Genomic DNA, 20,993 nt, shown 5'->3' on the forward strand with positions numbered 1-20,993 from the left:
ACTACTTGCCGTGGCCGTTGCTGTCTCTCTGGTCGCATTTTCCGCTCCTGTGTCTCGGGCCGCCGATGCCCCTTCCGTCGACATTAAGCACGTGGCTTTGCCGGACGCCTATTTAGCCGTTTACGCCCGGCATAATCCGCAGCGCGATTACGAGCGCGCCTACTACGAGGATGCTTGGAAAACGATTCAGGACGAACAAATTGGCCCGCGCATTTTGAGCCTTATCACCAGCCACATGCCGGCCGATAAACTGGCGACCGCCAAGGCCAAGCTGGACGAACTGGGAAACGCCCTGGCCCCCATTAACTTCCAGGGGCTGTGCAACGCGCAAGAAGTTGTCTTCTCAGAAACCATGCAAGCCCCCTTCAATCAAGTCACCATGGCAGTCCGCTTGACTTCCACGGACGCCGCCGACTGCGAGCGCGGAATCGTTCAAACATTCCAGTTAATGGGCCGTTGGAGCGATGGCAAAATAACGGTCGAATCCGCCCAGGTCAAAGACGCCACGCTCACCACCTTGAAGTTGCCCAAACAATCTCCGTACCAGCCCGCCATCGCCCGCGTCGGCGATATCGTACTCACCAGCACGGATACGGACTTGCTGCGCCGCAGTATAGAGCAATTGCAGGACCCGGATGCCAAATCCAAGTTTGACGACCCCCGCCTGCAGGAAGCGCTGACACACTTGCCCAAACCCGATGACGCACTGGTATTCTTCGACGGCCAACGGCTGTTCGAGCGGCTCCGCGACATCGGCTCTTTTTTGCGCATGCAGGGCGGAAACGACGACAAGGGGCAGCATGCGGCCCACTTCTTCGACCGCATCATCGACGCCACCGACGTCGTCGATTACACCGTCACCGTCGGCTACACCCAGCCCGGACAACATCGCAAGGCCGAGCTGGTTAAAATGACCGACAACTACAAATCCACGCTCTTGGGCCGCGTGCTTGGCAATAGCCAGCCGCTGGAGAACTGGCAAAGCTGGATCCCCGCCGACGCCACTGCATTCTCCGCCCACGCCGGCATCAATTTGCACGAACTGTACACAGGCATCATCAGCATGGTGCGCGAAGAATTTCCCGGCTCGGCGGAGCCGCTGGACAAGTTTGCCGCCTTCCAGGAAAAAATCGGCGTCGATTTTGATCGCGACATTCTCCAGTCGTTTTCCGGCGAGTCGGTTTGCGTTACCGTGCCGATTAAAGGGGCCGATGGCGCAGTCAAGCACGGGTCTGTTTGGGCCTCCAAGTGCGAGAATCCCGACAAAATACGCGAGTTGCTAACCCGCGCCGTCGACGGCTTGAACACGATTCCGGCCGTGCAAATGCAGCAGTTGAAGCTCGAAGATTGCGCGGATTTAAAAGGATTTCAATCTATCCACGCGGCGGTGTTCCAAATGATCGGCGTACAGCCCGTCATCGGGTTTCAGGACGGCTGGATGATTGTCGGCTGCGATCACGAGGCCGTGGAAAAAGTCTTGGCGGTGCGGGCCGGCAAGGCTGAATCGGTCCAGGGCGCCCCGCGTTTCGAAAAACTCAACATCAATTTGCAGGGGCCCATTAGCGCAATCGAATTTCGCGACATTGGCGCGGGAGTTAAAAGGGCCGCCGACATCATCGACAAAATCGGCGCTATGGCGCCCATGTTCGTGGGCATGGCCGCCGCCAACGCCAAGCCCGAAGAATTAAAACCCATGCAAGACACCATCGCCCTGATTCCCAGCATCGCCAAAGTGGTCCGGAAGTTCGACTTTTTTGGCAACAGCTTAAGCGTGACCCGCCCCGGCCCGATGCCAAACACGTTCCTTAAGGAATCGGTCACCGAGGTACGATTGCCCAGCGGCGGCTAAAGAAAGCTAGCGGTGCACACGAATAACTAAAAACCGGCGCAAGCCGCCGAGTTTGCGCCGTACCGAACGCGGGCTCCTGTGGTATACTTCAGCCATGGGAGCTATCCACGTTACCGTCGCCGTTTGCAATCCTGCGGAACCAGAACGCCGCTGGGAAGGCCTGTTTCTTGTCGATACCAGCGCTACCGATTGCGTTGTGCCGGCGAATCGTTTACGGGAAATCGGCATTCTGCCGAGCGGCAAGCGAACCTACGAACTCGGCGACGGTTCCGAAGTTGTCTTGGACATCGGTGTCGGCCGCGTCGAATTCATGGGCGACATGGTCGGGGCGACAATCATCTTTGGCAAAGACAATATTGAGCCCATTCTAGGCGTTACCGCGCTGGAGTCGGTCGGCATCGAAATCGACCCAAAAAATCAGCGCCTCAAACGTTTGCCCGCCGTGCGGCTGAAGTGAGTATGTATAACACTCTGATTCGACGTGTCCTGCTTCCAGCGCGGTTTACTTGGCGATAGCGAGCAATTATGCTATGGCTGAGATCAGCATACGCTTGTGCGAATGATTTTCGCTAATTCAGAGTTGCATTGTACGGGAATGCTTTGCGATGAAATCTTCGAGTCGAAACGGTCAGCGGGTTGTGGATCCAAAATTAGACCGTGTTAGCCGCATCAAGCCGAAGCGACATAGCAAAAACGGATTTGGTAAAGGCGCGCTCATTAAGGGTATGACTAAACGCCTGCCGCATGAAATACTTGAAAATCCGCTATTTCAAGTTGGATTGAAGAGCATCATGAGGGGATATGCGGGAATCTATGCACTGTATCGCGGCAAAAAACTTTACTATGTGGGCCTTACCAAGAATCTCTTGGGACGTATTCGTTGGCATTTGAAAGATCGCCACGCTCAAAAGTGGGACAGTTTCGTTATCTTCCGGATAAAGCGAGTTAACTATCTCAAAGATGTGGAAACACTACTGACAAATTTAATCTCCACGCCCGGCAATCGAGTTAAAGGTAAGTTGCCCAGAGACGCCGACATAAATCGTATGTTGCGCATTATTCTGCGTGAAGAAACTGCCGAAATCCGTAAAATCGAAAAAGCGTTGCGATAATGATCTTCTGCCTGTAAACAAGAAACTTTATTGCCGCTGATTTCAAGCAAGGGTTGCTCGATGTCGACAGCGCGATCGAAAAATGTAAAGACAGTGGCCGAATTTCAGCGGCAGCCTATGGAGATTGTGAAACAGGTGCGAAAAACCAAGCAGCCTGTGACCATTACCATGCAGGGCAAACCGGGAGTGGTGGTCGTCGATGCCGCTACTTACCAACAACGGATCCAAGCGGCTAATCTAGCGAATCTGCTAGAGGCAGGAGAACAAGACGTGCGGGCCGGACGATTACGCCCTGCTGATCAAGTGCTGAAAGAACTTGGCCGTGCCAAAAAAACATCGCGTTGAAATTACGGTCACAGCAGAGCGCGATCTGTATGAAATCCGGGACTACATCGCTCTTGATAAACCAGTGGCAGCGCAGCGGTGGTTGCTGCGAATTGCGAAACAAATTCGCAGTCTGAAAACCATGCCGCTGCGGCACGAAGTCATTCCGGAAGCGCAAGAAATCGGCATCGAATACCGACACATGCTTTTGGGACCCTATCGGACGATTTATCGGGTGGAGAAGGAACGGGTGATTGTCGTTCGTGTGATACACGGAGCGCGATTGCTCGATCCATCTTTTTTGTTTGGTTCGGAAAACACTTGAAGCAGATACTCTCCTCTTCGAGTAGCGGCTAAATGGCGATGCCATCCGAAGCGCGACCAACGGTCGCGGCTTTATGGATTACGTCACTAGTCCCTTGGTCACCAGCATAAACACGTCTTCCAGCGTGGGGTCTTTGTCGTTGAAGCTGCGGATGCTGACGCCTTGGCGCGTAAGTTCTTCCAGCAGGTTGGCGACGCGGGCATCGTCGGCTTCCAGTTCCACGGTCACGCGATGATCGTCGATTTGCACGCCGCGGGTTTCGGGCAGGCTGCGAATGATGGAAAGGCCCGCTTCCAGGCCGCCATCAAGAAATTTGATTTCGATCAGCCGGTTGCGGTGGATGCGGCGGTAGACTTCATCGATGGGCCCGTTCAGCAGCAGTTGGCCGCGTTCGATAATGCCGATATTCGTGCAGCAATCGGCGAGCTCGCTGAGGATATGGCTGGAAATGAGGATGGTTTTGCCCATCCGCTGCAGCTCTTTCAGCAGCGCTTTGAATTCCAGGCGAGCGCGCGGATCGAGCCCGCTGGAAGGTTCATCCAGAATCAGCACGGGTGGATCGTGCACCAGGGTTTTGGCCAGGCACAGCCGCTGCTTCATGCCGCGCGACAGGCCGTTGACGAAATCGTCGCGCTTGCCAGTCAGATCGAGGAGTTCCAGAACGTCGCCGATGACTTGCTTTCGCTTGCTGCGCGGAATTTGGTAGGCCACGGCGAAAAAATCCAGGAACTCCCAAACTTTCATCCCGTCGTACACGCCGAAGTTATCGGGCATGTAACCGACCACGCGGCGGACTGCCAGCGGATCGCGCGTCACACTGTGGCCGGCCACCACTCCGTCGCCGTGGGTCGCTTTCAGCAGCGTGGCCAGGAAGCGGATGGTGGTGCTTTTGCCGGCGCCGTTGGGACCGATGAACCCGAACAACTCGCCCGCCCCAATGCGCAGGTTCAGACACTCAACAGCAGTAAAATCGCCGTAGCGCTTGGTGAAGTTGATAAGCTCAATCATGGGGTGGATCGATAAGTTCGCAATTCAAATAAACCGCAGAGGCGCGGAGACGCGGAGCAGCAACGAAGACATTTTATAAGGAAGCCAGGAAACCAGGAATGATGAGTTTTAGCAATGGCACAAAGCAAGCAAAATTTTGCATTGATTCCATTGGTCCTTTTTATTTTTCCTGCATTCTTGGATTCCTTATTCAAATTTCTGTTTTCTCTGCATTTCCTAATTCGCTTCTTCTCCTCTCTGCGTCTCCGCGTCTCTGCGGTTATTAAATCGTCAGGAATCGGTATCGGGTTTGTCGTCCGGCGGCGGTTCGCTTTCGTTCTCGCGCTCTTCTTGAGGTGTGGCGATGTCGCGGTGCGTGTTGCGGTCGGGTTGCGGCGGATTGGCCGAAAGCGCCGGATATTGCAAGTTTACCACCACCAGCGTGCCGCCCCGAGTGGCTTGGGAGGCGACCGGGTCAATTTGCAATCCCGGCAGCGGCCCATCGATGAGCGCCACCAGCCGCGTTTCTCCTTGTTGCAAGGTTTTGGAGCCGCGGACCAAATCGGCCAGGGGCTGCAAACTGAGTTTGGGGGCGCCAGCTTCGCCCGTCGAAAGATCGTACGACCAATCATTGGGAAACCGCGTTTCGTCGTCGATGCGTTCAAACGCCAGTTTCGCTTTGCGGCCCGGCGGCAAATCGCCGATCCAAGCCATTTCAAACACGTCGCCCACTGTGCGGCGGAGCCCGGCGGCGCGCTGCAAAATGAAGTTCGATTGATTGGTCACCGTCGCAGCAGTGCGATCGGCTACAGCTTCGGGCTTCGATTCAGCACCGGTCGGTTGGGTAGCGTCCTGGACCGCCTCATAGATGATCGGCCCGCCCGTGTTGATCATTTGCTCGGTGTGCAACAGCGAGGTGGAGTTAGACGAGATGCCGTAATCGGCAAGTTGGACGCTGGGCTCGCTTTGAAACGTGACGGAGTCGATCGCCTGGCCAGGCCGCGGCTCAAAGTCGGGATCGGACGGGAACGGCAGCATCAGCGTCGATGGATTATCTGAGCTGGCGCCGTACGTGGTCGATAGCGACGTGTACATGGCCGTGTAACGCGTCAAATGACCGCGCGGATAACCGGCGTGAAGCTCCAACACTGCCAGCTCGGTTTGCGAGCGGGCAAAGCCAATATCTAATTGGGCCATTTTCACCACCGTGGCCATGCCGCCGACCGCGATGAGCGGCGTGGCCACCCAGGCCCATTCCACGTGACCCAGGCTGCGGAACAGCAGCCAGTTGAGCGGCACCAAAACCAGCAAATACAAAGCCAGCACGCGAAGCACGAAATCCGCCTTGGGGATGACAATTCCCGCGGCTTGGCGCAGCGAATCGCGGGCGGCATTGGCCGGCGCGCTGTCGTCGTTCCAGCCGGCCGCTCCCGGGCCGCCCAAGGTCGCCGGCGGCGCGGCGAACCCGGTTTCGCCATTCCAATCGCGACTGAAGAATCGCAGCCCGGTGACCAACAGCGGATCGTGGTACCGCCCCGGTTGGTCGGCCCAGTCCACGCTCACGGGCTCGAACTCCGCAGGGCGAGAAAACACCCGTGGCGGCCGGCGCAGCAGGCAGCCGTTCAGAAAACCGTCGAAGCTGGGCCAATTCCACAAATCGCGCTGCGTGAGTTGAAACGCCGTCACCACTATCCGTCCGCGCCCCACTTGCCGCTCCACCACTAACGGCATGTTTTGATCACCGCCCGAACTCACTAGCACTTTTGCGTCCGATTGCGGCAGCAAATGGACCCCACTCCACGCAGCGGCCGGCTCCAGCGGCTGGCCCGGCTCGTTTCTGACGGGCAAAGTCCACGCCTTGTTCAGCGGCTTGAGCATGTCGGCGGTGATCGAAAGCGGTTCGCCCGGCAGCGCGGGCAAGTAGGAGCCAAGAAACGCTTTTTCGCGCAGTTGATCCAGGCTTTTCGGGCCGCTGATAATTAATTGGCCGCCCCAGTGGAGCCAATCGACCAGAGCTTGTTGCTGTTCCGGCGAAAGCAAGCTCGGATCGACATCATCCCAAATCAGATAGGCAATGCTGGTCCACGCCAGCACGTTTGACGGGAGCGGCAACGGTTTTTCCAGCGGCGGCGTGATCACCTGGTAATAGTGCAGACTGGTGTCGATATCGCTTTGGCTAGATGCATGCGGAGCGCGGACGCTGTCGAATCGCTCCAATTGCTGGTAACGAAGCGGCTGCTCCGCCAACACCACGAGATTGTATTGATCGGGGTGCATCAGTGTCAGCGGTTCCGGGCCTGGTGTGGCGGCAACGGCGCCGCCCCGGTTGCGAAGTTCCGTGGCCAGCCACGATTTGGTGCTATTGCCCGGCACAAAGAACAGCATTTCGAAAAACTTGGCTTGCCCCTTAGGAAGCGCCGCGGGCCGGGTAATCGCCAAGCGAATGGGCTCATGCTCCAACTCGGTGGGTGGACCGGCGGCTTCGGTGCGAGCGTCGGCATACAGCGTGCCGTTGAAATCAAAGTTGTTCGCCTTCATTTCCTCGACCGCGGCGGTCCAATGGCCGGGCTTCACCAGCCGGCGGTGGAGATCGTTCTCGCCCGTTTTTTGCGGAATGATGGTGAGCTTCACGGCATCGAAATCGGGCTTGGGCTTTTCTTTTTCTTTGGGTGCCGCTTCAATCCGATCTTTGCCCGTCTCGGTTGGACTCTGTGACTCCGCAGAACAGCCGTGGCAACCCGGCAGCGCCAACAGGCCTGCCAGACAGAACAATAGCGGTTTGCAAACCAAGATGTGGCCGGCGGATGGAACGGTGCGGGCGTTTGCTTCCATAATTTGAGTTTATCTTGGCCAGCACGCGGAAGAAAGCAGAAGAGGTCAGCCAAAGCGACGAGAAAACGCAGCCGGAAATCGATCCATTCGCCGGCCCCGTGGCAGTGGTCAAGCCATGCAAATCCTACACCACGCAAACCGCGGGGCTTTACTCAGAAAACTTAATTTGCCCGGCCCCTTTGGCGTTAGTTTTGATGCGGGCCAGTTTGTTGTTGACGGTCATGTAGAGCGTCGAGCCGTCGTCTCCCCAGGCGCAGTTGGAAACCGGATCGCCGGTGTCGGGATTGATGGTGCCCAGGTGCGTGCCATCTGGGGCGAATACGCTCAAACCGCCGGGGCCGGCCGCCCAGAGGTTGCCGTCGCGGTCGACTTTCATGCCGTCGGGCAAGCCTTTTTTGCCGGCTTTCGCCCACGGCGTGGCGTCGAAGAAGACATGGCCGTTGAGCAAAGCCCCAGGCCCGTCAGCAAAATCGTTTTTGTCTGTAACGTCGTACACCATCCACACCGCATGGTCAGGATCGCTATTGGCGACGTAGAACTTTTTCTCGTCGGGTGAAAAAGCCAGACCGTTGGGTCGAGTTAGATCTTTGATGAGAAGCGTGATCCGCCAATCATCGCCGGCGGCTGGGGTTGCCAGTGGGTTTTGTTCAGTTACTTTTTGCAGCCGAAACAAACCGCAAAAATTCATTTCCTTGCGCGGATCGTTTTCGTGCTTCGGCAGGCCGTAAATGGGATCGGTGAAATATAAATCGCCGTTCGATTTGAATACCAAATCGTTCGGGCTGTTCAGTCGCTTGCCCTGATAGTTGTCGGCCAGCGTGCGTTTGCCGCCGTCTTTGGTGAGGACCGAAATCCGCCGGTCGCCGTGTTCGCACTGGACCAGCCGGCCGTCGGCATCGAGCGTATTGGCGTTGGAGCCCGGCTCGTGGCCGTAATCGGTAATGCCGGTGTAGCCCGACGGGTGCATGTAAACCGAAACGCCCTCGCCGTCTTTCCACTTCATGAGCATGTTGCGGGGAATATCGGAGAAGAGGAGAAAGCCGCCGTCTTTCACCCACACCGGCCCTTCGCTCCACTGAAATCCTTCGGCCAGTTTTTCCAGCTTGGCGTCTGGCGAAACGAGTTTATCGAACCGCGGGTCTTTGCTTTCCAACTTGCCGAACGTCGGATACGGCGCCGAAAAACTTTTGATTTCCGCAGGCGTGTCTGCGGCCAATGCCACTGTGCCGCAAATCGTGAGTTCAATCGCCGCCAATAGAGAAACCGCGAAAGGAGCAATTAAAACAAGGCGAGCGCGAACCGTGCGGACTGTAATCATGGCGGTTCCCCGAGAATTTGAGCGATGGATAAGAGCGTGTTGCCGAACGCCCGACATCTTACCCGGGGCTGCAGGTGCATGCAAAGTGCCATGCGGTTTAGCACTTCAGCGCGACCAACGGTCGTGGCTTTGTGGGGCGCGCTGTTCGGTAATTTCAATTGCTTTGAGCAACCCGCGGGCTTTGTTGAGGGTTTCGTTCCACTCCGCTTCCGGCTGGCTGTCGGCGACGATGCCGGCGCCGGCTTGGAGATAGGCGGTTTTGGTGGCGGGAATCGTCGGCGGAGCCGACGGCTTGGACGAAGAATTTGCCGGCACCCTCACCCCGGCCCTCTCCCCGGGGGCGTGGGAGTTTGGAATCACGATCGTGCGCAGGGCGATGCAGGTATCCATGTTGCCGCTGTAATCGACGTAGCCGACGGCGCCGGCGTAGGGGCCGCGACGGTGCGGTTCCAGCTCGTCGATAATTTGCATGGCCCGCACTTTGGGCGCGCCGGAAACGGTGCCGGCGGGCAGACAAGCCCGCAGGGCATCGAAGGCATCTTTGCCTTCGGCCAGGCGGCCGGTGACGTTGCTGGTGATGTGCATCACGTGGCTGTAGCGTTCGATGGTCATCACATCGGTCAGTTCCACGCTGCCGTAACGGGCAACGCGGCCCACGTCGTTGCGGCCTAAATCGACCAACATCACATGCTCGGCCCGTTCCTTGGGATCGGCGATGAGTTCCTCGGCCAGCTTGCGATCTTCCTCCTCGGTGCGGCCTCGGCGGCGTGTGCCGGCCAGCGGACGGACCGTGACTTTGCCATCGACCACGCGGACCATCACTTCCGGCGAGCTGCCCACGAGCGTCACACTGGGCGTACGCAGATAAAACATGAACGGGCTGGGATTCACGACCCGGAGCGTGCGGTAGATTTCGAACGGCTGCGATTTGATCGGCAGTTCCAGACGCTGGCTGATGACCACTTGGAAAATATCGCCGGCCCGAATGTACTGGACGCATTTTTCCACGGCCTGTTGAAACGCGGCCTGCGTGAAGTTCGATTTATAAGCGATTTTCGAATCGCCGAGCGGGCTGATGTCGACTGGCGGTAGATCGCCTGCACCCTCACCCTGCCCTCTCCCAGAGGGAGAGGGTGCAACAGTGGACAGCCGATTCACTAACTTGTCGACCCGGCCGCAGGCATCGTTGTAAGCGGCACGCAAATCGCCGGCATCGACCCGGGCCATTGCAATCACGACGATGGTTTTCGTGATGTTGTCGAATACGACCATCCGGTCGTAGAAGGCGAAGGAAAGATCGGGCAAGTGGCGATCGTCCTGCGGGGCATTCGGCAACTTCTCGGTGTACCGGACCACGTCGTAACCGGCATAGCCAATTGCGCCGCCGACAAAGGGGGGCAGTTCGGGCAAGCGCACGGCTCGCAAGGCATCGACCCGTTTGCGGAGTTCTTCGATAGGATCGGGTGAATTGAATTCTTCGGTATTTGTGGATTGAGCGGCAGCGCTCGCCGGCAAAGCCGGCGGCTTGGAAGTCGTTCGCACGACCACGCGGTTGCCCCAGGCTTCAATTTCCTGAAATGGCTCGGCGGTAAGGAAGCTGTAGCGACCCACTTTTTCGCCGCCGACCACGCTTTCGAACAAACAAGCGGAGCTACCCTCGTCGAGCTTGTGAAACGCCGACACGGGCGTGAGCGAATCGCCGATCAGCCGCCGATAGACCGGCACCAGATGCACCCCGGCAGCGAGGCGCGAGAATGTTTCGAAATCGGGATAGTGCATGGCGGCCGCTAAGAGTGAGTGGTGAGTACGTGAGTGGTAATAAGTTCCGCCTGCGGGCTCAGAATAACAGGCGGCGTAAATGCAGACAACCAAAGTTCACACGCCGTTCGCGCCCAAAGCGAGCGCGTCAAGGCATATAAAATGACAGCATGGCGGTATGTCCGGCAACTTCAACTTGGCGCGGCACGTATAATAGTGTTGGGTTGTCGAACCGTGGACGGCGGGTAAATGGCGTGGCAAAGCGTTCGCCTTGACACCCCCTAGGGCATTGTTAGAATCCCAACGGGACTTTTCGTTTTGCGTAGATTTCCACTGGAATAGATCTTCCCAACCCATAACCTCAAGCCGACTTAAGCCGCGAATCTCGGCCTGCGATTTCCGAGAAAATTCGGTTCAGTCGGCTCCGTGTTCACATCCCATGAAATGCCAAAAGTGCGAACGTCCGGCGACGTTCCACATTACCGAACTCGAAGGCGGCAAGCACACGGAATTGCACCTGTGCGAGGAGCACGCGCGCCAATATCTTACGCAGGGCGAAGGTGAACCGGGCAGCGCTCCTACCATCGCCGGCGCGCTGGCCCAACAACTGGCTGTGGGTCAAACCGCGGAAGAGCTGGCGCGGCTCGATCAGCGTGCTTGCCCCGTCTGCGGCATTACCTTTTACGAGTTCCGCAACCAAGGGCGCTTGGGTTGCCCCCACGATTACGTTTGCTTTGAAAAAGAATTGGAGCCGCTGATCGCCAACATTCACGGCGAGACGGTTCACAAAGGCAAAAAACCCAAACACGGCGCCACGGGCACTCAGCAGAGGACGGAACTGATCCGCATGCGCCGCGAAATGAAAGAAGCCATCGAAAAAGAAAATTACGAGCAAGCCAAAGAGCTGCGCGACGCAATTAAAAAAATCGAGGCGAGCCAAGAGTAAAAACACTCGCACACCACGTGGAACTGAACGATCTGACCAATACGACTGGCGAATGGCTCCGCGGGAGCGGCCCCCAGGCCGATATCGTGATGAGCACGCGCATTCGTTTGGCCCGCAACCTCGCGGAGTTTCCGTTCATCAGCCGGGCGTCGGATCAGGATCGGGCCGACATCGAAAAATTGCTCCGCGACCGGGTGTTGAAAATCCGTGAAAAAACCGGCGAACTGCTCTACGTGAACGTCAGCGATTTGGACCGGCTGGATCGGCAGTTCCTGGTCGAGCGGCAACTCATCAGCCGCGAACATGCCGAGGCCAAAGGCGCCCGCGGCGTCGTGATCGATTCGGTTGAACAAATCAGCCTGATGATTAACGAGGAAGATCACTTGCGAATTCAGTGCATGCACAGCGGGCTGGACGTGCAAGGCGCGTGGGAGCAAATCGACCGGATCGACGATTTGATTTCCGAGCAAGTGAATTATGCATTCCATCCGCGGCTGGGGTATCTGACGGCCTGCCCGACGAATGTTGGCACCGGTGTGCGGGTGAGCGTGCTGATGCATTTGCCGGCACTGGTCATCACGCGGCAAATCGACAAAGTTTTTCGCAGTTTGCAAAAAATCAGCCTGGCGGTGCGCGGTTTATATGGCGAAGGCTCGCAAGCGATGGGCGATTTTTACCAAATCTCCAATCAGCAAACGCTGGGTCGGTCGGAAAAAGAACTGGTCGACCAAGTCACCGACGTCGTGCCCGCCCTCATTCATTACGAACGCGAAGCCCGCGATTTTTTAATCAAGGAAAGCCAGCAAACGCTGCACGATCAGGTGAGCCGGGCTTACGGCATTTTGCGGACGGCGCAGACCATCAGTTCCGAGGAGACCATGCACTTACTTTCTAAAGTGCGGATGGGCATCAACCTGGGCCTGATTGCCGATTTGCCGATGCTCAAGCTGAACGAGTTGTTCATTCGGACGCAGCCGGCTCATTTGCAAAAAATCAGCGGCGTCGAGTTGAACACCGCCGACCGCAACATTGAACGGGCCCGTTTCCTGCGCCGCTATTTGAACCGTGAAGAAGACGGAAACGGCGGCAAGAATTAAAGCGGGTGTCTGGTGGTCTGTGTGTCTAAGTGCCTGGCGGTTTGTCTGATCTCGACGCGACATCGGCCGGGAGATTCTCGGGGAAGATCAGTCCCATTTGGATCGAGTCGTCGAATCGCCCGTCAAGGTATAGGCTTTTCCTCTTCCGGCCCTCCTGAACGAACCCCAACTTCTTGTACAAGCCCATTGCCGCTGAATTCGAGGCATATACCGACAGGTCCAGTCGCATAACTCCCTTAACTTTGGCGTCGGCAATTAGCGTTTGCAATAGCCGAATTCCCAAGCCCCGTCCGCGATAATCGGCATGCACCGCCATCCCCAATACTCGACGATGGCGTGTCGTCTCGTGCCCTTCCCAATGGCAGTCGGCCCAACCGACCACTCGCCGGCCCAACACCGCAAAAAAGGCCGAGCCCCCCTGTTGTGACGTTTTGGCGATAAACTTTCGTATCTCGTCGAGGGGAAAGGCTTCGACAATCGAGAGCCATCTTCGTTCCCGCGCTACACTGTCAAGGCATTCGCGAAAACTTTCCAGGTATTCTGGCGATGCCGATACAATCCGAATCTCCTCCTCCGCTGCGGTCATTTGTCGACTCCCAATAGATCAAGTCTTGCTTAGGAGCAAGCCTTCCGTGCTGAGGTTCGCGCCGCAATTACGCCTCCAGCGCGATTTCATTTCGCCGGCGGGCACAGACGCCGCAGCTCGGGAATAATTTCCCGCGGCACAAAGCGGGCCAGTTCGTCGTCGGTGGCCAGCGGCGTAATTTGCTTCAGCAGCGAACTGGAAACATGGGTGAACTGTTCGTCAGACATCAGAAACACGGTTTCGATTCCCGGATCTAACTGGCGGTTGGCCAGCGTCATGGTGAATTCCGTTTCAATGTCGGTCAGCGACCGCATGCCGCGGAGCATCACACGGGCGCCACACTGCCGCACAAAGTGTACCGCCAGCCCGTCAAACTGCTTCACCTCCACATTGGGCAAATGCTGCGTGGCCCGTCGGACCAACTCCATTCGCTCGTCAGGTGTGAACAGCGATTGTTTTTCGATGTTAATGCCGATGCCCACGATCAGCTTGTCGACCAGCCGGCTGGCCCGCTCGATCACGTTGATGTGTCCCAGCGTGATGGGATCGAATGAGCCGGTGTAAACGGCGACACGGGAATTGTTTTCGGGCATGGCGGGTGCGGAGTGATTGGTTAGGGGTGAGTGGTGAGTGTGTCAGCGTTCGGGGCAAATCCGCTTGCGGCTTAGCGCAACGGGCTTACAGCATTATTATCGCTGAACTTATTCACGTCTGCAAAGCGGCTGGGCTTCGCGCAGCGTTTCGATCAGGCGGTCAATATCTTCGTCGTTGATATAAGCGTGCGGGCTAATCCGGAGCTTGCCGGAACGGTTGGCCAGTGCCACCTTCCGCGTATAACTGTGCCGCCGGATGGCCAGCGAATCGCAGCCGGGCAGCTCGAACGTGACAATGCCGGAATTGTGGGCGGTCTCCTCGCGGGAGCTGGCGATGACCGCACCCAAATCCTCTAATCGCTGGCAACATAAATCGGTAATTTCGAGAATCCGCTGGCCCATGGCATCCAATCCGATGGCGGCCAGCAAATCGAGACTGGCCCCCAGCGCGATAAAGCCGACCGAATTGGCGCCGCCCCCTTCGTAGCGCGCGGCCGTCTCTTTCAGATGCAGCTCGATGCGGGTGTAATCGTGTCCTTGCTGCACGCTGTGGGCGCCCACTCCCAGCGGCCGCAGCAATGGCAAGTGTTCGCGCCGGAGGTAAAACAGGCCGACGCCTTCTGGCCCCAGCATCCATTTCTGCCCGCCGGCAGCGAAAAAATCGATGCCCGTTTGCCGCACGTCGAGCGGAAACGCGCCGAAGCCTTGAATGGCGTCGACAAAGAGCAGCGCTCCGCGGCGATGGGCCATTTCGGCGGCCGCCGCCAGGTCGACCCGCCACCCACTGAGAAAACCAACCCAACTGAGTGCCACCAGGCGCGTGCGGCTATCGCAGGCGGCTTCCAGCTTGCCCAAATCGAGCCGCCCGTGTTCCATGGGAATGCGGCGGTTTTCCACGCCCCGGCTGGCCAAATTCATCCACGCATATTGGTTCGTGGGAAATTCCTCGGCAGGCAACACCAGATTATCGCCTTCTCGCCAGGGAAAACCTTCGGCCACAAGGTTAATGCCTTCAGTCGTGTTGTGTACCAGAGCGATTTCCTCCGGCGCCGCCCCGACCAGGTGCGCCGCCTGGGCACGGACTTGTTGCAACCTCCGATCCCAGTTTGGCCAAGCGGTGCCCCCCTGCTCTGTGGCTTCGGCCAGCCAATTGGTTACAGCGTCGCGCGCGGGACCGGGAAGCGGCGAGACGGCGGCATGATCGAAGTAGGCCCAGCGGCCCGCAATCGGCATTTGGCGGCGGAATTCCTGCCAGCGGCGATCGTTGGAAAGTGCCATAATGGGCGGCCCGAGTGATCTCGATTAAGCTGATATTCGGCCGGAAAATCGCTTTTCGGCTCCCCCCACACCCCGTTGAACTAGACTAGTTAAGTTGACTAAAGTAGGACCACCGCGTTTTGCCGCTCGGGGACAATTTGTAATGTCGAAAGCTTTATCCATTATAGGAATGCTGATTGCCTTCCTAATTCTATTGGTATTTGCGCTCGACTTGGCTATCAAGGTTCCGTTTGGAGGAATGAGCGCCAGCGGAACCATGGATATCGGCATGATTATTGGCAGCGCCATTCTGGCCTATTTGAGCTGGTCAGCATACCGCGAACAGGCCTGAATGGCCAAGCGGGGAAGCTGAAGGCGGAGGGCAGAAGGCGGAAGCACGGGCGACGGATAGATTGGCTGCCGCTTCCTGACTTTTGAATTCTTGTATTTCACGCCGCGCGAAGAATCGATTGGGCGGCTGCCACGGCGCGTTTGGGCGCCAAACGGGTGGCCGTGCCGCGCAATGTTTCCAACACGATCTGTCCGCCGGTTCTCAGTTGGTAAAGATACTGAAACAGCCGTCCCACCGTTCGCAGGCCACAAGCGGCATCGCCCCGGGCGATGGACGCTGCATCTATCCGTAAGTGGCACCATCCGCCTTGCAGCACCGTTTGATCGATCGCCCGCCGCATGCATCGCCATTGACCGAAATTGGCCATCCACCGGCTGTTGTGCAAGACCGCGGAAACCGGCACCTGCCACAAACCATAACAGACGGCTCGAATTCCTGTCGTCGTATGGCTGGAAAAAACGTGCGGAGTGCGGATGACCGTCAGGCCATATTTGGTCAATAAATCGATGTGTTGCGGCTGCCAGGCATAAGGCACCGCCAGCGTCGTGATCGACTGGCCCGCCTCGGCGGCAGCTTGCAACGGCCGCACGACCGCTTGCATTACATCGCCCCGCGAAAGATCGGCTTTTGCGAGTGTGGCTTCGGAAAGCAGCGCCAACTCGTGTCCTGGCCCGCTGTCGGTAATTCTGCGCGCTGCAGTTGCGGACGGATTGCGAAACGCCCAAGTCGTCGGCATCTGTTGCTGACTGCAGCGCGACAGCAGTTCGGCAATGACCGATTGAACGGCGTCGCTTTGTTGCGGTGAGCCGTCCGAATTCGGCGAGATTGCATCGGCGTCGATCGAAATCGAAACAAAGGCCCGAGCCGACGCAGTGGCGGAATTCAGCAAGTCCGTCATCGAAACATTCCTCCCTGAAACGCCAGCAAGCCGATGGCTGGCCTCGGCGGTGCGCACCCTCGCTATCACCAGCGTCGGCCTGTTGCGGCCGGTGACTGCATCAAAACGGGTCGCTCCGGCACGGACGGTGCCGGTTATGGAGGATAGATAGACTTTGCCGGCAACGGCAGCGTTGCTTATCCGGCGGCGACTTCATTCAGATCCAAAACCGCCCACAGAGTATCGCGAATTTCGGTCGGGCCCCGAAATATTGCTAACAACAGATAACCCAATGACACGGCCAGTCCGCCCGTCCCGATCGGTATTAGAAGCGAGAGCGCTTGAATGTAATCGCCTGTCGAAACGATAACGAATCCGAAGCCGATTGCCATGACGGCCGGAATCATCGCGCCGTCGTACAGCATTGCCTTAAGGTGAGACCTAGGTTTGCCGAATGCACCCAGCAACGAATCACGAAGTTTGAAATACAAAAAGCCAAGGGCGAATTGCGCAACTGGAGTAAAAATCAATGCTGCTGCGTAAATGTGGCGAATGAGCGGTCGTTTTGCCGGATCAGACGGATAGATCAGAGCCAGTAATAACGGAACCATACCGATGCCTACGAGGATGAATAACGTCGACCGCGCCTGCCGCACGAGGTAATGAACCGACGATTCCGGCGCCCGCCAACCGAGCCAGCGCTCGAAGTGAAAGCCAATGCGTTCATTCCGCGGCACTGCCGCATCGAGTTCGTGAGCCAATTCCGTCGGATCGCCAAATCGCAATTGGGCTTCGTGCATGGCTGTTGTCGGATTTTTCGATCGGGCGAGTTCTTCGTCGTAGATGGCCGTCAAATGCACGAGCAATTCTTCCCGCACCTTCCGCTTGTGGGCAGTAGTGGTGCGGACAGGACGAACCGCTCGTTCTACCGTTTTCATTTGCGCCAGCCGGGTTTTGACGACTTCCCGCACTACCACGTCGAACACCAGGCCCAAATTTTTAAGTGCCAGCGCTGCCACGCCTTCCCCTTCGCGCAGCAAACCTAATAGTAAATGTTCCGGGCCGATTGATTTTTGATTCCAAAATTGCGCTTCTTCGACGGCGTAGGCCAGGGCTTGCTTGGCCCGGGGTGTGTAAGGAATTTGCGGCAGTGCGACCAGTTTGGGTCCGCGCTGGACGAGCTTTTCGATCTCGGTCTGCACCATCGCCGCATCGACTTGAAATGTCTTGAGGACGCTCACCGCCAGTCCCGACGGTTCTCTCACCAGGCTGAGTAAAATGTGCTCGGTGCCAATGTATTCGTGCTGCAATTGTTGCGCTTCCAGCCGCGCCAATTCCAGCGCCACTTGTGCTTGCTCGGTGAATTGGCCAAACGGTTTTGCTTTGCGGAACATAAATTTTTCTCGCTTCGGTTGGTCAGATTACGCCGGCGCTCCCAAAATGCCGCTCAGCACTTGGACAAATTGTTGCCACTCGGCACGGCCTTGGCTGAGCGATTTTTTTCCCTTGGTGGTCAGGCGGTAAATTCGGCGGCGAGCCCCGCGGCGGCCATGCGGCTCTTCTTCCCATACGGCTTCCACCTGTTTGGCAGCCTCCAAACGATACAGGGCCGGATACAGCGAACCCTCCTTGAGCTTCAGTAAACCGCAGCCGGCCTGTTCCAGCCGCTGCAGAATTTCCAGCCCGTGCGCTTCGCCGCGCTCCAGGGCCGATAAAATCATCGCCTCCAAATGCCCCCGCAATTTATCGCCGTGAATGGTTGCCATGCGTTATTTATAGACAGTCTATAAATAAACGTCAAGGGCGGTGAAAAGAGATTTTTTAGTCTCGCCTCTGAGCATGGCGACGGCTCGCTCCCTGACTGTATACTGCCTACCATTTGCCGCTTACTTTTGTTCGCCAGGATTGATTTCCACGTTGGCGGTCATGTAGGGAAGCCATTGCGGATCTTTCTGATCCACGGGAATCACCACCGTGTACACAACTTGGTTTTGCAGGGCGGCGGCGTTCAGCCGAATTTGCGAAACCCGCCCGGAAAAGGTCTTTCCCGGGAGGGCATCGAAGGAAAATTGCGCCGGCATACCGACTTTGACATTCCCAACATCGGCTTCGTTGACCGATGCCCAAATCGACACTTTCGAGTCGTCGATCATGGTCAGCAGCGCGGGGGGATCGCCTCCCGGCTTCACAGATTGTCCGAGTTTGATGTGACTATCGATGATGACACCGTCGATGGGTGAGGTAATTCGACACAGCTCAAGGTTTGCCTTGGCTACAGTTAGATCGGTTTTGCATTTTTCTAACGTGGCCATATCACTCTGTACTTGAGCTTGGGCAGCCTCCAGTTTTGATTTCGCTGATTTAACATCGAGAGAATCTGAACCTTGATCGCCCGCTTGCTTGTTCCAATGTTGCAATTCCTGCTGGGCTCGGCTTGCGTTTGTTTTTGCCAGCCCCAAATCTGCCTCGGCGCTGTGTATGCGAGCGGTAGCCATCGTCACAGCGGCTTCGTAAGTCCCAGAATCGACTTCCGCCAGCAACTTTCCCTTCTGCACTCGTTGCCCAACAGCGACATTTTGAATTTTTCCAATCCTTCCAGATACTTGAGCGGAAATATCAACAACTGTGTTCGGTTGGACCGTTCCCAAAGCGCGAATGGTCGAGGGCGCCGCGCCGCTGGCCGCACAAACTGCACTGCCAGCTACGGCCGCGGCAAGCAAAAACATGGGCGCAACGCCGAGATATTTCATAACAAGCCTCCGGAAGCGGAAGACGATGGCGGAAATCAATTTTACTTGGTTCCGCCGGCCGCAAGTATAGCAGCAACCACGCCGTCCATCGTGTATTGCTTCGCTTCGGCAGTGGGTTGAAAACCCAATTCCCGTAGCGCGGCCGTCGTCACAGGGCTGATGCTGACGATTTTTGCGCGCCGCAAATCTTCGCCAAACATTCGCGCCACAGATCGGGCGATGGCCGAACTGGTCACCGTTACCCAATCGATGCGGCCTGCTTTTACCGCGGCGGCGACTTCTGGATCGGCCTGGGCGACGTCAGTGCTCTTGTAAACGACGATTTGCTCCACCAGCCCGCCGGCTGCACGCAGCGTTTCGGCCAGTACTTCGCGGCCGCGGCTGGCCCTGGCGAGCAAGAATTTTTTGCCTCGGGCGTCTTGAGCGAGCAATTCGGCCAATGCTTCGGCCCGGTATACTTCAGCGGGCTGCCCATCGACGCGCAAATGATAATTGGCCAATTCCTCCGCTGTTCCCGGTCCAATCGCAGCCAGTTTCATTCCGGCCAGTTGGCGTACATCACGGCCGGTGGCCAGCAGCCGATCGAGCAAAAACTGCACGCCATTCACGCTGGAGAACACCAGCCAATCGAAATCGCTCAGCCGCGCCAACGCTGCGTCGACAGGCTGCCAGTCGTCGGGAGCAGAAATTTCGATGGCCGGTTGAACGAGGCACTCTGCCCCCAATTCTGTCAGTGGTTGCCACAGTGCGTCGGTGCGATCAACAGGCCGAGTGAGCAATATCCGCTGGCCGAACAGTGGTCGTCCGGTAAACCAGGATTCCGGCACCGTCACCTCGCCATGGCGAGGCGCCTGCGGAGACCCGACCCTGTACCGGGAGGAGAGGGAGTTCACGACATCGCCCACGACGACAATCACTGGCGGGCGCATGCGGGCCGCTTCCAATTGTTCGACGATGCTGCCCAATGTGCAGCGTATAGTTTTTTGGTCGGGCCAGGAACAGCGGCGCACAATCGCAGCCGGCGTGTTGGGCGGTTTGCCGGCGCTCATCAAGGCGGCGGTCCACTCGCGCGCCGTGGTCACGCCCATGTAAAACACCAACGTTCCGGGAAACGCCGCCAGGGCCGCGTAATCGAGCGGCGGGGCATGCTCGCTGTCTCCTTCGTGCCCGGTGATTAGTGCGACAGCGGAAGCCACATCGCGCTGCGTAATCCACACGCCGGCGTAACTTCCGGCGGCCAGCGCGGCGGTGATTCCCGGCACAATTTCGTAAGCGATGCCGGCGGCTTCCAGCGCGGAAACTTCTTCCAGCAGGCGGCCGAATACGGCCGGGTCGCCTCCTTTCAGCCGCACTACATACTGGCCTTGGCGGGCGAGCTTCACCAATTCCTCATTGATTTCGGCTTGCTGCCAGATGCGTGCTCCCTCCTTCCCCTCGTGAATCTCACTACATTTTTCTGCTTTCTGCCTTCTGCCTTTTGCGTTTTGTTCTCCTTCTGCCTTCTGCCCTCTGCCTTCTGGCTTCTTATGCCTGCCCAAGCAAATTAATGAGGCCCCCGCCGATGCGTGCCGTAAAATCGCGGGATTCACCAAATAGTCGTACAACACGGCATCGGCCCGACGCAGGCACTCGACGCCACGCCAGGAAATTAAGCCAGCATCTCCCGGTCCCGCGCCGACAAGCGCAACTTTTCCCGGCATGTGGCTCGGTTTCGGCAGGGACATGGCGTATGGCTTCAATTGTCGTTGTTTTGCCATGTAGGGATGTTAGAATGGGCAAAGGGTGAGGATGTTGCGAATGGGAGATTTTTTCAGGCCCATACACGCCGGTTTTTAATGCTTTCCAATCCAATCATGGCCGAAGCAGGCGGCAATCAAGACCCTCTTTCGCCGGCCGTTCGCCGACGGTTGCAGGAGCAATACGAACGGGGTAAGCAAAACCGGCTGACTCACAACTACGATTACGCGGCCGATCTGCTGACGCTTTGCGTTTTGGGCGATCCCGGCAACCCATTCTACACTCAGGAATTT

At 57.4% G+C, this 20,993-nt stretch carries 21 protein-coding genes; 9 read left to right on the forward strand and 12 right to left on the reverse strand.

Annotation, left to right across the window (positions count from 1 at the left end; genetic code table 11):
• From VMJ32_02635 to VMJ32_02655, 5 genes are all read left to right on the forward strand, one after another.
• Positions 1-1,849 (forward strand): hypothetical protein (locus VMJ32_02635; protein HTQ37893.1); only part of this gene is annotated, 1,849 nt, incomplete at its 5' end.
• Positions 1,850-1,943: 94 nt separating this feature from the next.
• On the forward strand, positions 1,944-2,306 hold the full coding sequence (locus tag VMJ32_02640) for a clan AA aspartic protease (protein ID HTQ37894.1): 363 nt from the start codon (positions 1,944-1,946) through the stop codon (positions 2,304-2,306).
• A gap of 148 nt (positions 2,307-2,454) precedes the next feature.
• Positions 2,455-2,961 carry a GIY-YIG nuclease family protein gene (locus tag VMJ32_02645; protein ID HTQ37895.1) on the forward strand — a complete coding sequence of 169 codons (507 nt, stop codon included), beginning with the start codon at positions 2,455-2,457 and terminating at the stop codon, positions 2,959-2,961.
• A 60-nt stretch (positions 2,962-3,021) separates the two neighbouring features.
• Complete coding sequence (locus VMJ32_02650) at positions 3,022-3,306, forward strand: type II toxin-antitoxin system Phd/YefM family antitoxin (protein ID HTQ37896.1); 285 nt, start codon at positions 3,022-3,024, stop codon at positions 3,304-3,306.
• Positions 3,284-3,610: a type II toxin-antitoxin system RelE/ParE family toxin gene (locus VMJ32_02655; GenBank protein ID HTQ37897.1), complete on the forward strand. Its 327-nt coding sequence runs from the start codon at positions 3,284-3,286 to the stop codon at positions 3,608-3,610. The genes VMJ32_02650 and VMJ32_02655 overlap by 23 nt, the downstream gene beginning before the upstream one ends.
• Positions 3,611-3,688: 78 nt before the next feature.
• Here VMJ32_02655 and VMJ32_02660 read toward each other — a convergent pair whose 3' ends face one another.
• The 4 genes from VMJ32_02660 to trpE form a co-directional block, all read right to left on the reverse strand.
• A complete protein-coding gene (locus tag VMJ32_02660; GenBank protein HTQ37898.1) occupies positions 3,689-4,618 on the reverse strand; it encodes an ABC transporter ATP-binding protein in 930 nt (309 codons plus the stop codon).
• A gap of 270 nt (positions 4,619-4,888) precedes the next feature.
• Positions 4,889-7,429, reverse strand: a complete 2,541-nt coding sequence (locus VMJ32_02665) for a hypothetical protein (GenBank protein HTQ37899.1) — start codon at positions 7,427-7,429, stop codon at positions 4,889-4,891.
• A gap of 148 nt (positions 7,430-7,577) precedes the next feature.
• Positions 7,578-8,747, reverse strand: a complete 1,170-nt coding sequence (locus VMJ32_02670; GenBank protein ID HTQ37900.1) for an SMP-30/gluconolactonase/LRE family protein — start codon at positions 8,745-8,747, stop codon at positions 7,578-7,580.
• A gap of 105 nt (positions 8,748-8,852) precedes the next feature.
• Entirely contained in the window at positions 8,853-10,526 is a 1,674-nt protein-coding gene (gene trpE, locus VMJ32_02675) for an anthranilate synthase component I (GenBank protein HTQ37901.1), read from the reverse strand.
• A gap of 418 nt (positions 10,527-10,944) precedes the next feature.
• Between trpE and VMJ32_02680 the strand changes: the two genes are divergently transcribed.
• Positions 10,945-11,451 (forward strand): UvrB/UvrC motif-containing protein, encoded by a 507-nt coding sequence (locus VMJ32_02680; protein ID HTQ37902.1) that lies wholly within the window; start codon positions 10,945-10,947, stop codon positions 11,449-11,451.
• A 17-nt stretch (positions 11,452-11,468) separates the two neighbouring features.
• Positions 11,469-12,548 (forward strand): protein arginine kinase, encoded by a 1,080-nt coding sequence (locus VMJ32_02685; protein HTQ37903.1) that lies wholly within the window; start codon positions 11,469-11,471, stop codon positions 12,546-12,548.
• A gap of 25 nt (positions 12,549-12,573) precedes the next feature.
• Here the strand turns inward: VMJ32_02685 and VMJ32_02690 are convergent, their stop codons facing one another.
• The 3 genes from VMJ32_02690 to VMJ32_02700 all read right to left on the reverse strand — a co-directional run bounded on the left by VMJ32_02690 (position 12,574) and on the right by VMJ32_02700 (position 15,005).
• Positions 12,574-13,134, reverse strand: a complete 561-nt coding sequence (locus VMJ32_02690) for a GNAT family N-acetyltransferase (GenBank protein HTQ37904.1) — start codon at positions 13,132-13,134, stop codon at positions 12,574-12,576.
• 86 nt (positions 13,135-13,220) lie between these two features.
• Positions 13,221-13,727 (reverse strand): pantetheine-phosphate adenylyltransferase, encoded by a 507-nt coding sequence (coaD, locus tag VMJ32_02695; protein ID HTQ37905.1) that lies wholly within the window; start codon positions 13,725-13,727, stop codon positions 13,221-13,223.
• A 108-nt stretch (positions 13,728-13,835) separates the two neighbouring features.
• A complete protein-coding gene (locus VMJ32_02700; GenBank protein ID HTQ37906.1) occupies positions 13,836-15,005 on the reverse strand; it encodes an aminotransferase class V-fold PLP-dependent enzyme in 1,170 nt (389 codons plus the stop codon).
• Positions 15,006-15,147: 142 nt separating this feature from the next.
• On the opposite strand from VMJ32_02700, the gene VMJ32_02705 reads away from it, so the two are divergent.
• Positions 15,148-15,336 (forward strand): hypothetical protein, encoded by a 189-nt coding sequence (locus tag VMJ32_02705; GenBank protein HTQ37907.1) that lies wholly within the window; start codon positions 15,148-15,150, stop codon positions 15,334-15,336.
• A 97-nt stretch (positions 15,337-15,433) separates the two neighbouring features.
• Here the strand turns inward: VMJ32_02705 and VMJ32_02710 are convergent, their stop codons facing one another.
• The 5 genes from VMJ32_02710 to cobA form a co-directional block, all read right to left on the reverse strand.
• The gene (locus VMJ32_02710; protein ID HTQ37908.1) at positions 15,434-16,234 is read right to left on the reverse strand and encodes a hypothetical protein; all 801 of its coding nucleotides are present in this window, start codon (positions 16,232-16,234) and stop codon (positions 15,434-15,436) included.
• A 176-nt stretch (positions 16,235-16,410) separates the two neighbouring features.
• Positions 16,411-17,607 carry a Clp protease N-terminal domain-containing protein gene (locus VMJ32_02715; protein HTQ37909.1) on the reverse strand — a complete coding sequence of 399 codons (1,197 nt, stop codon included), beginning with the start codon at positions 17,605-17,607 and terminating at the stop codon, positions 16,411-16,413.
• 27 nt (positions 17,608-17,634) lie between these two features.
• Entirely contained in the window at positions 17,635-17,979 is a 345-nt protein-coding gene (locus VMJ32_02720; GenBank protein ID HTQ37910.1) for a helix-turn-helix transcriptional regulator, read from the reverse strand.
• A gap of 120 nt (positions 17,980-18,099) precedes the next feature.
• On the reverse strand, positions 18,100-18,963 hold the full coding sequence (locus VMJ32_02725; protein HTQ37911.1) for an efflux RND transporter periplasmic adaptor subunit: 864 nt from the start codon (positions 18,961-18,963) through the stop codon (positions 18,100-18,102).
• Positions 18,964-19,004: 41 nt separating this feature from the next.
• Positions 19,005-20,687 carry a uroporphyrinogen-III C-methyltransferase gene (gene cobA / locus VMJ32_02730; protein ID HTQ37912.1) on the reverse strand — a complete coding sequence of 561 codons (1,683 nt, stop codon included), beginning with the start codon at positions 20,685-20,687 and terminating at the stop codon, positions 19,005-19,007.
• Between the two features lie 111 nt (positions 20,688-20,798).
• Between cobA and VMJ32_02735 the strand changes: the two genes are divergently transcribed.
• The coding region (locus tag VMJ32_02735; GenBank protein HTQ37913.1) for a hypothetical protein at positions 20,799-20,993 on the forward strand (195 nt) is incomplete at its 3' end.

The organism is Pirellulales bacterium, assembly GCA_035499655.1.
Lineage (GTDB): Bacteria > Planctomycetota > Planctomycetia > Pirellulales > JADZDJ01 > DATJYL01.

Coding starts and splice junctions, on each gene's coding strand:
- VMJ32_02705 (HTQ37907.1), top strand. CDS start 15,148: ATGTCGAAAGCTTTATCCATTATAGGAATGCTGATTGCCTTCCTAATT.
- trpE (HTQ37901.1), bottom strand. CDS start 10,526: ATGCACTATCCCGATTTCGAAACATTCTCGCGCCTCGCTGCCGGGGTG.
- VMJ32_02680 (HTQ37902.1), top strand. CDS start 10,945: ATGAAATGCCAAAAGTGCGAACGTCCGGCGACGTTCCACATTACCGAA.
- VMJ32_02670 (HTQ37900.1), bottom strand. CDS start 8,747: ATGATTACAGTCCGCACGGTTCGCGCTCGCCTTGTTTTAATTGCTCCT.
- coaD (HTQ37905.1), bottom strand. CDS start 13,727: ATGCCCGAAAACAATTCCCGTGTCGCCGTTTACACCGGCTCATTCGAT.
- VMJ32_02720 (HTQ37910.1), bottom strand. CDS start 17,979: ATGGCAACCATTCACGGCGATAAATTGCGGGGGCATTTGGAGGCGATG.
- VMJ32_02650 (HTQ37896.1), top strand. CDS start 3,022: ATGTCGACAGCGCGATCGAAAAATGTAAAGACAGTGGCCGAATTTCAG.
- VMJ32_02700 (HTQ37906.1), bottom strand. CDS start 15,005: ATGGCACTTTCCAACGATCGCCGCTGGCAGGAATTCCGCCGCCAAATG.
- VMJ32_02725 (HTQ37911.1), bottom strand. CDS start 18,963: ATGAAATATCTCGGCGTTGCGCCCATGTTTTTGCTTGCCGCGGCCGTA.
- cobA (HTQ37912.1), bottom strand. CDS start 20,687: ATGTCCCTGCCGAAACCGAGCCACATGCCGGGAAAAGTTGCGCTTGTC.
- VMJ32_02640 (HTQ37894.1), top strand. CDS start 1,944: ATGGGAGCTATCCACGTTACCGTCGCCGTTTGCAATCCTGCGGAACCA.
- VMJ32_02660 (HTQ37898.1), bottom strand. CDS start 4,618: ATGATTGAGCTTATCAACTTCACCAAGCGCTACGGCGATTTTACTGCT.
- VMJ32_02715 (HTQ37909.1), bottom strand. CDS start 17,607: ATGTTCCGCAAAGCAAAACCGTTTGGCCAATTCACCGAGCAAGCACAA.
- VMJ32_02710 (HTQ37908.1), bottom strand. CDS start 16,234: ATGACGGACTTGCTGAATTCCGCCACTGCGTCGGCTCGGGCCTTTGTT.
- VMJ32_02645 (HTQ37895.1), top strand. CDS start 2,455: ATGAAATCTTCGAGTCGAAACGGTCAGCGGGTTGTGGATCCAAAATTA.
- VMJ32_02665 (HTQ37899.1), bottom strand. CDS start 7,429: ATGGAAGCAAACGCCCGCACCGTTCCATCCGCCGGCCACATCTTGGTT.
- VMJ32_02690 (HTQ37904.1), bottom strand. CDS start 13,134: ATGACCGCAGCGGAGGAGGAGATTCGGATTGTATCGGCATCGCCAGAA.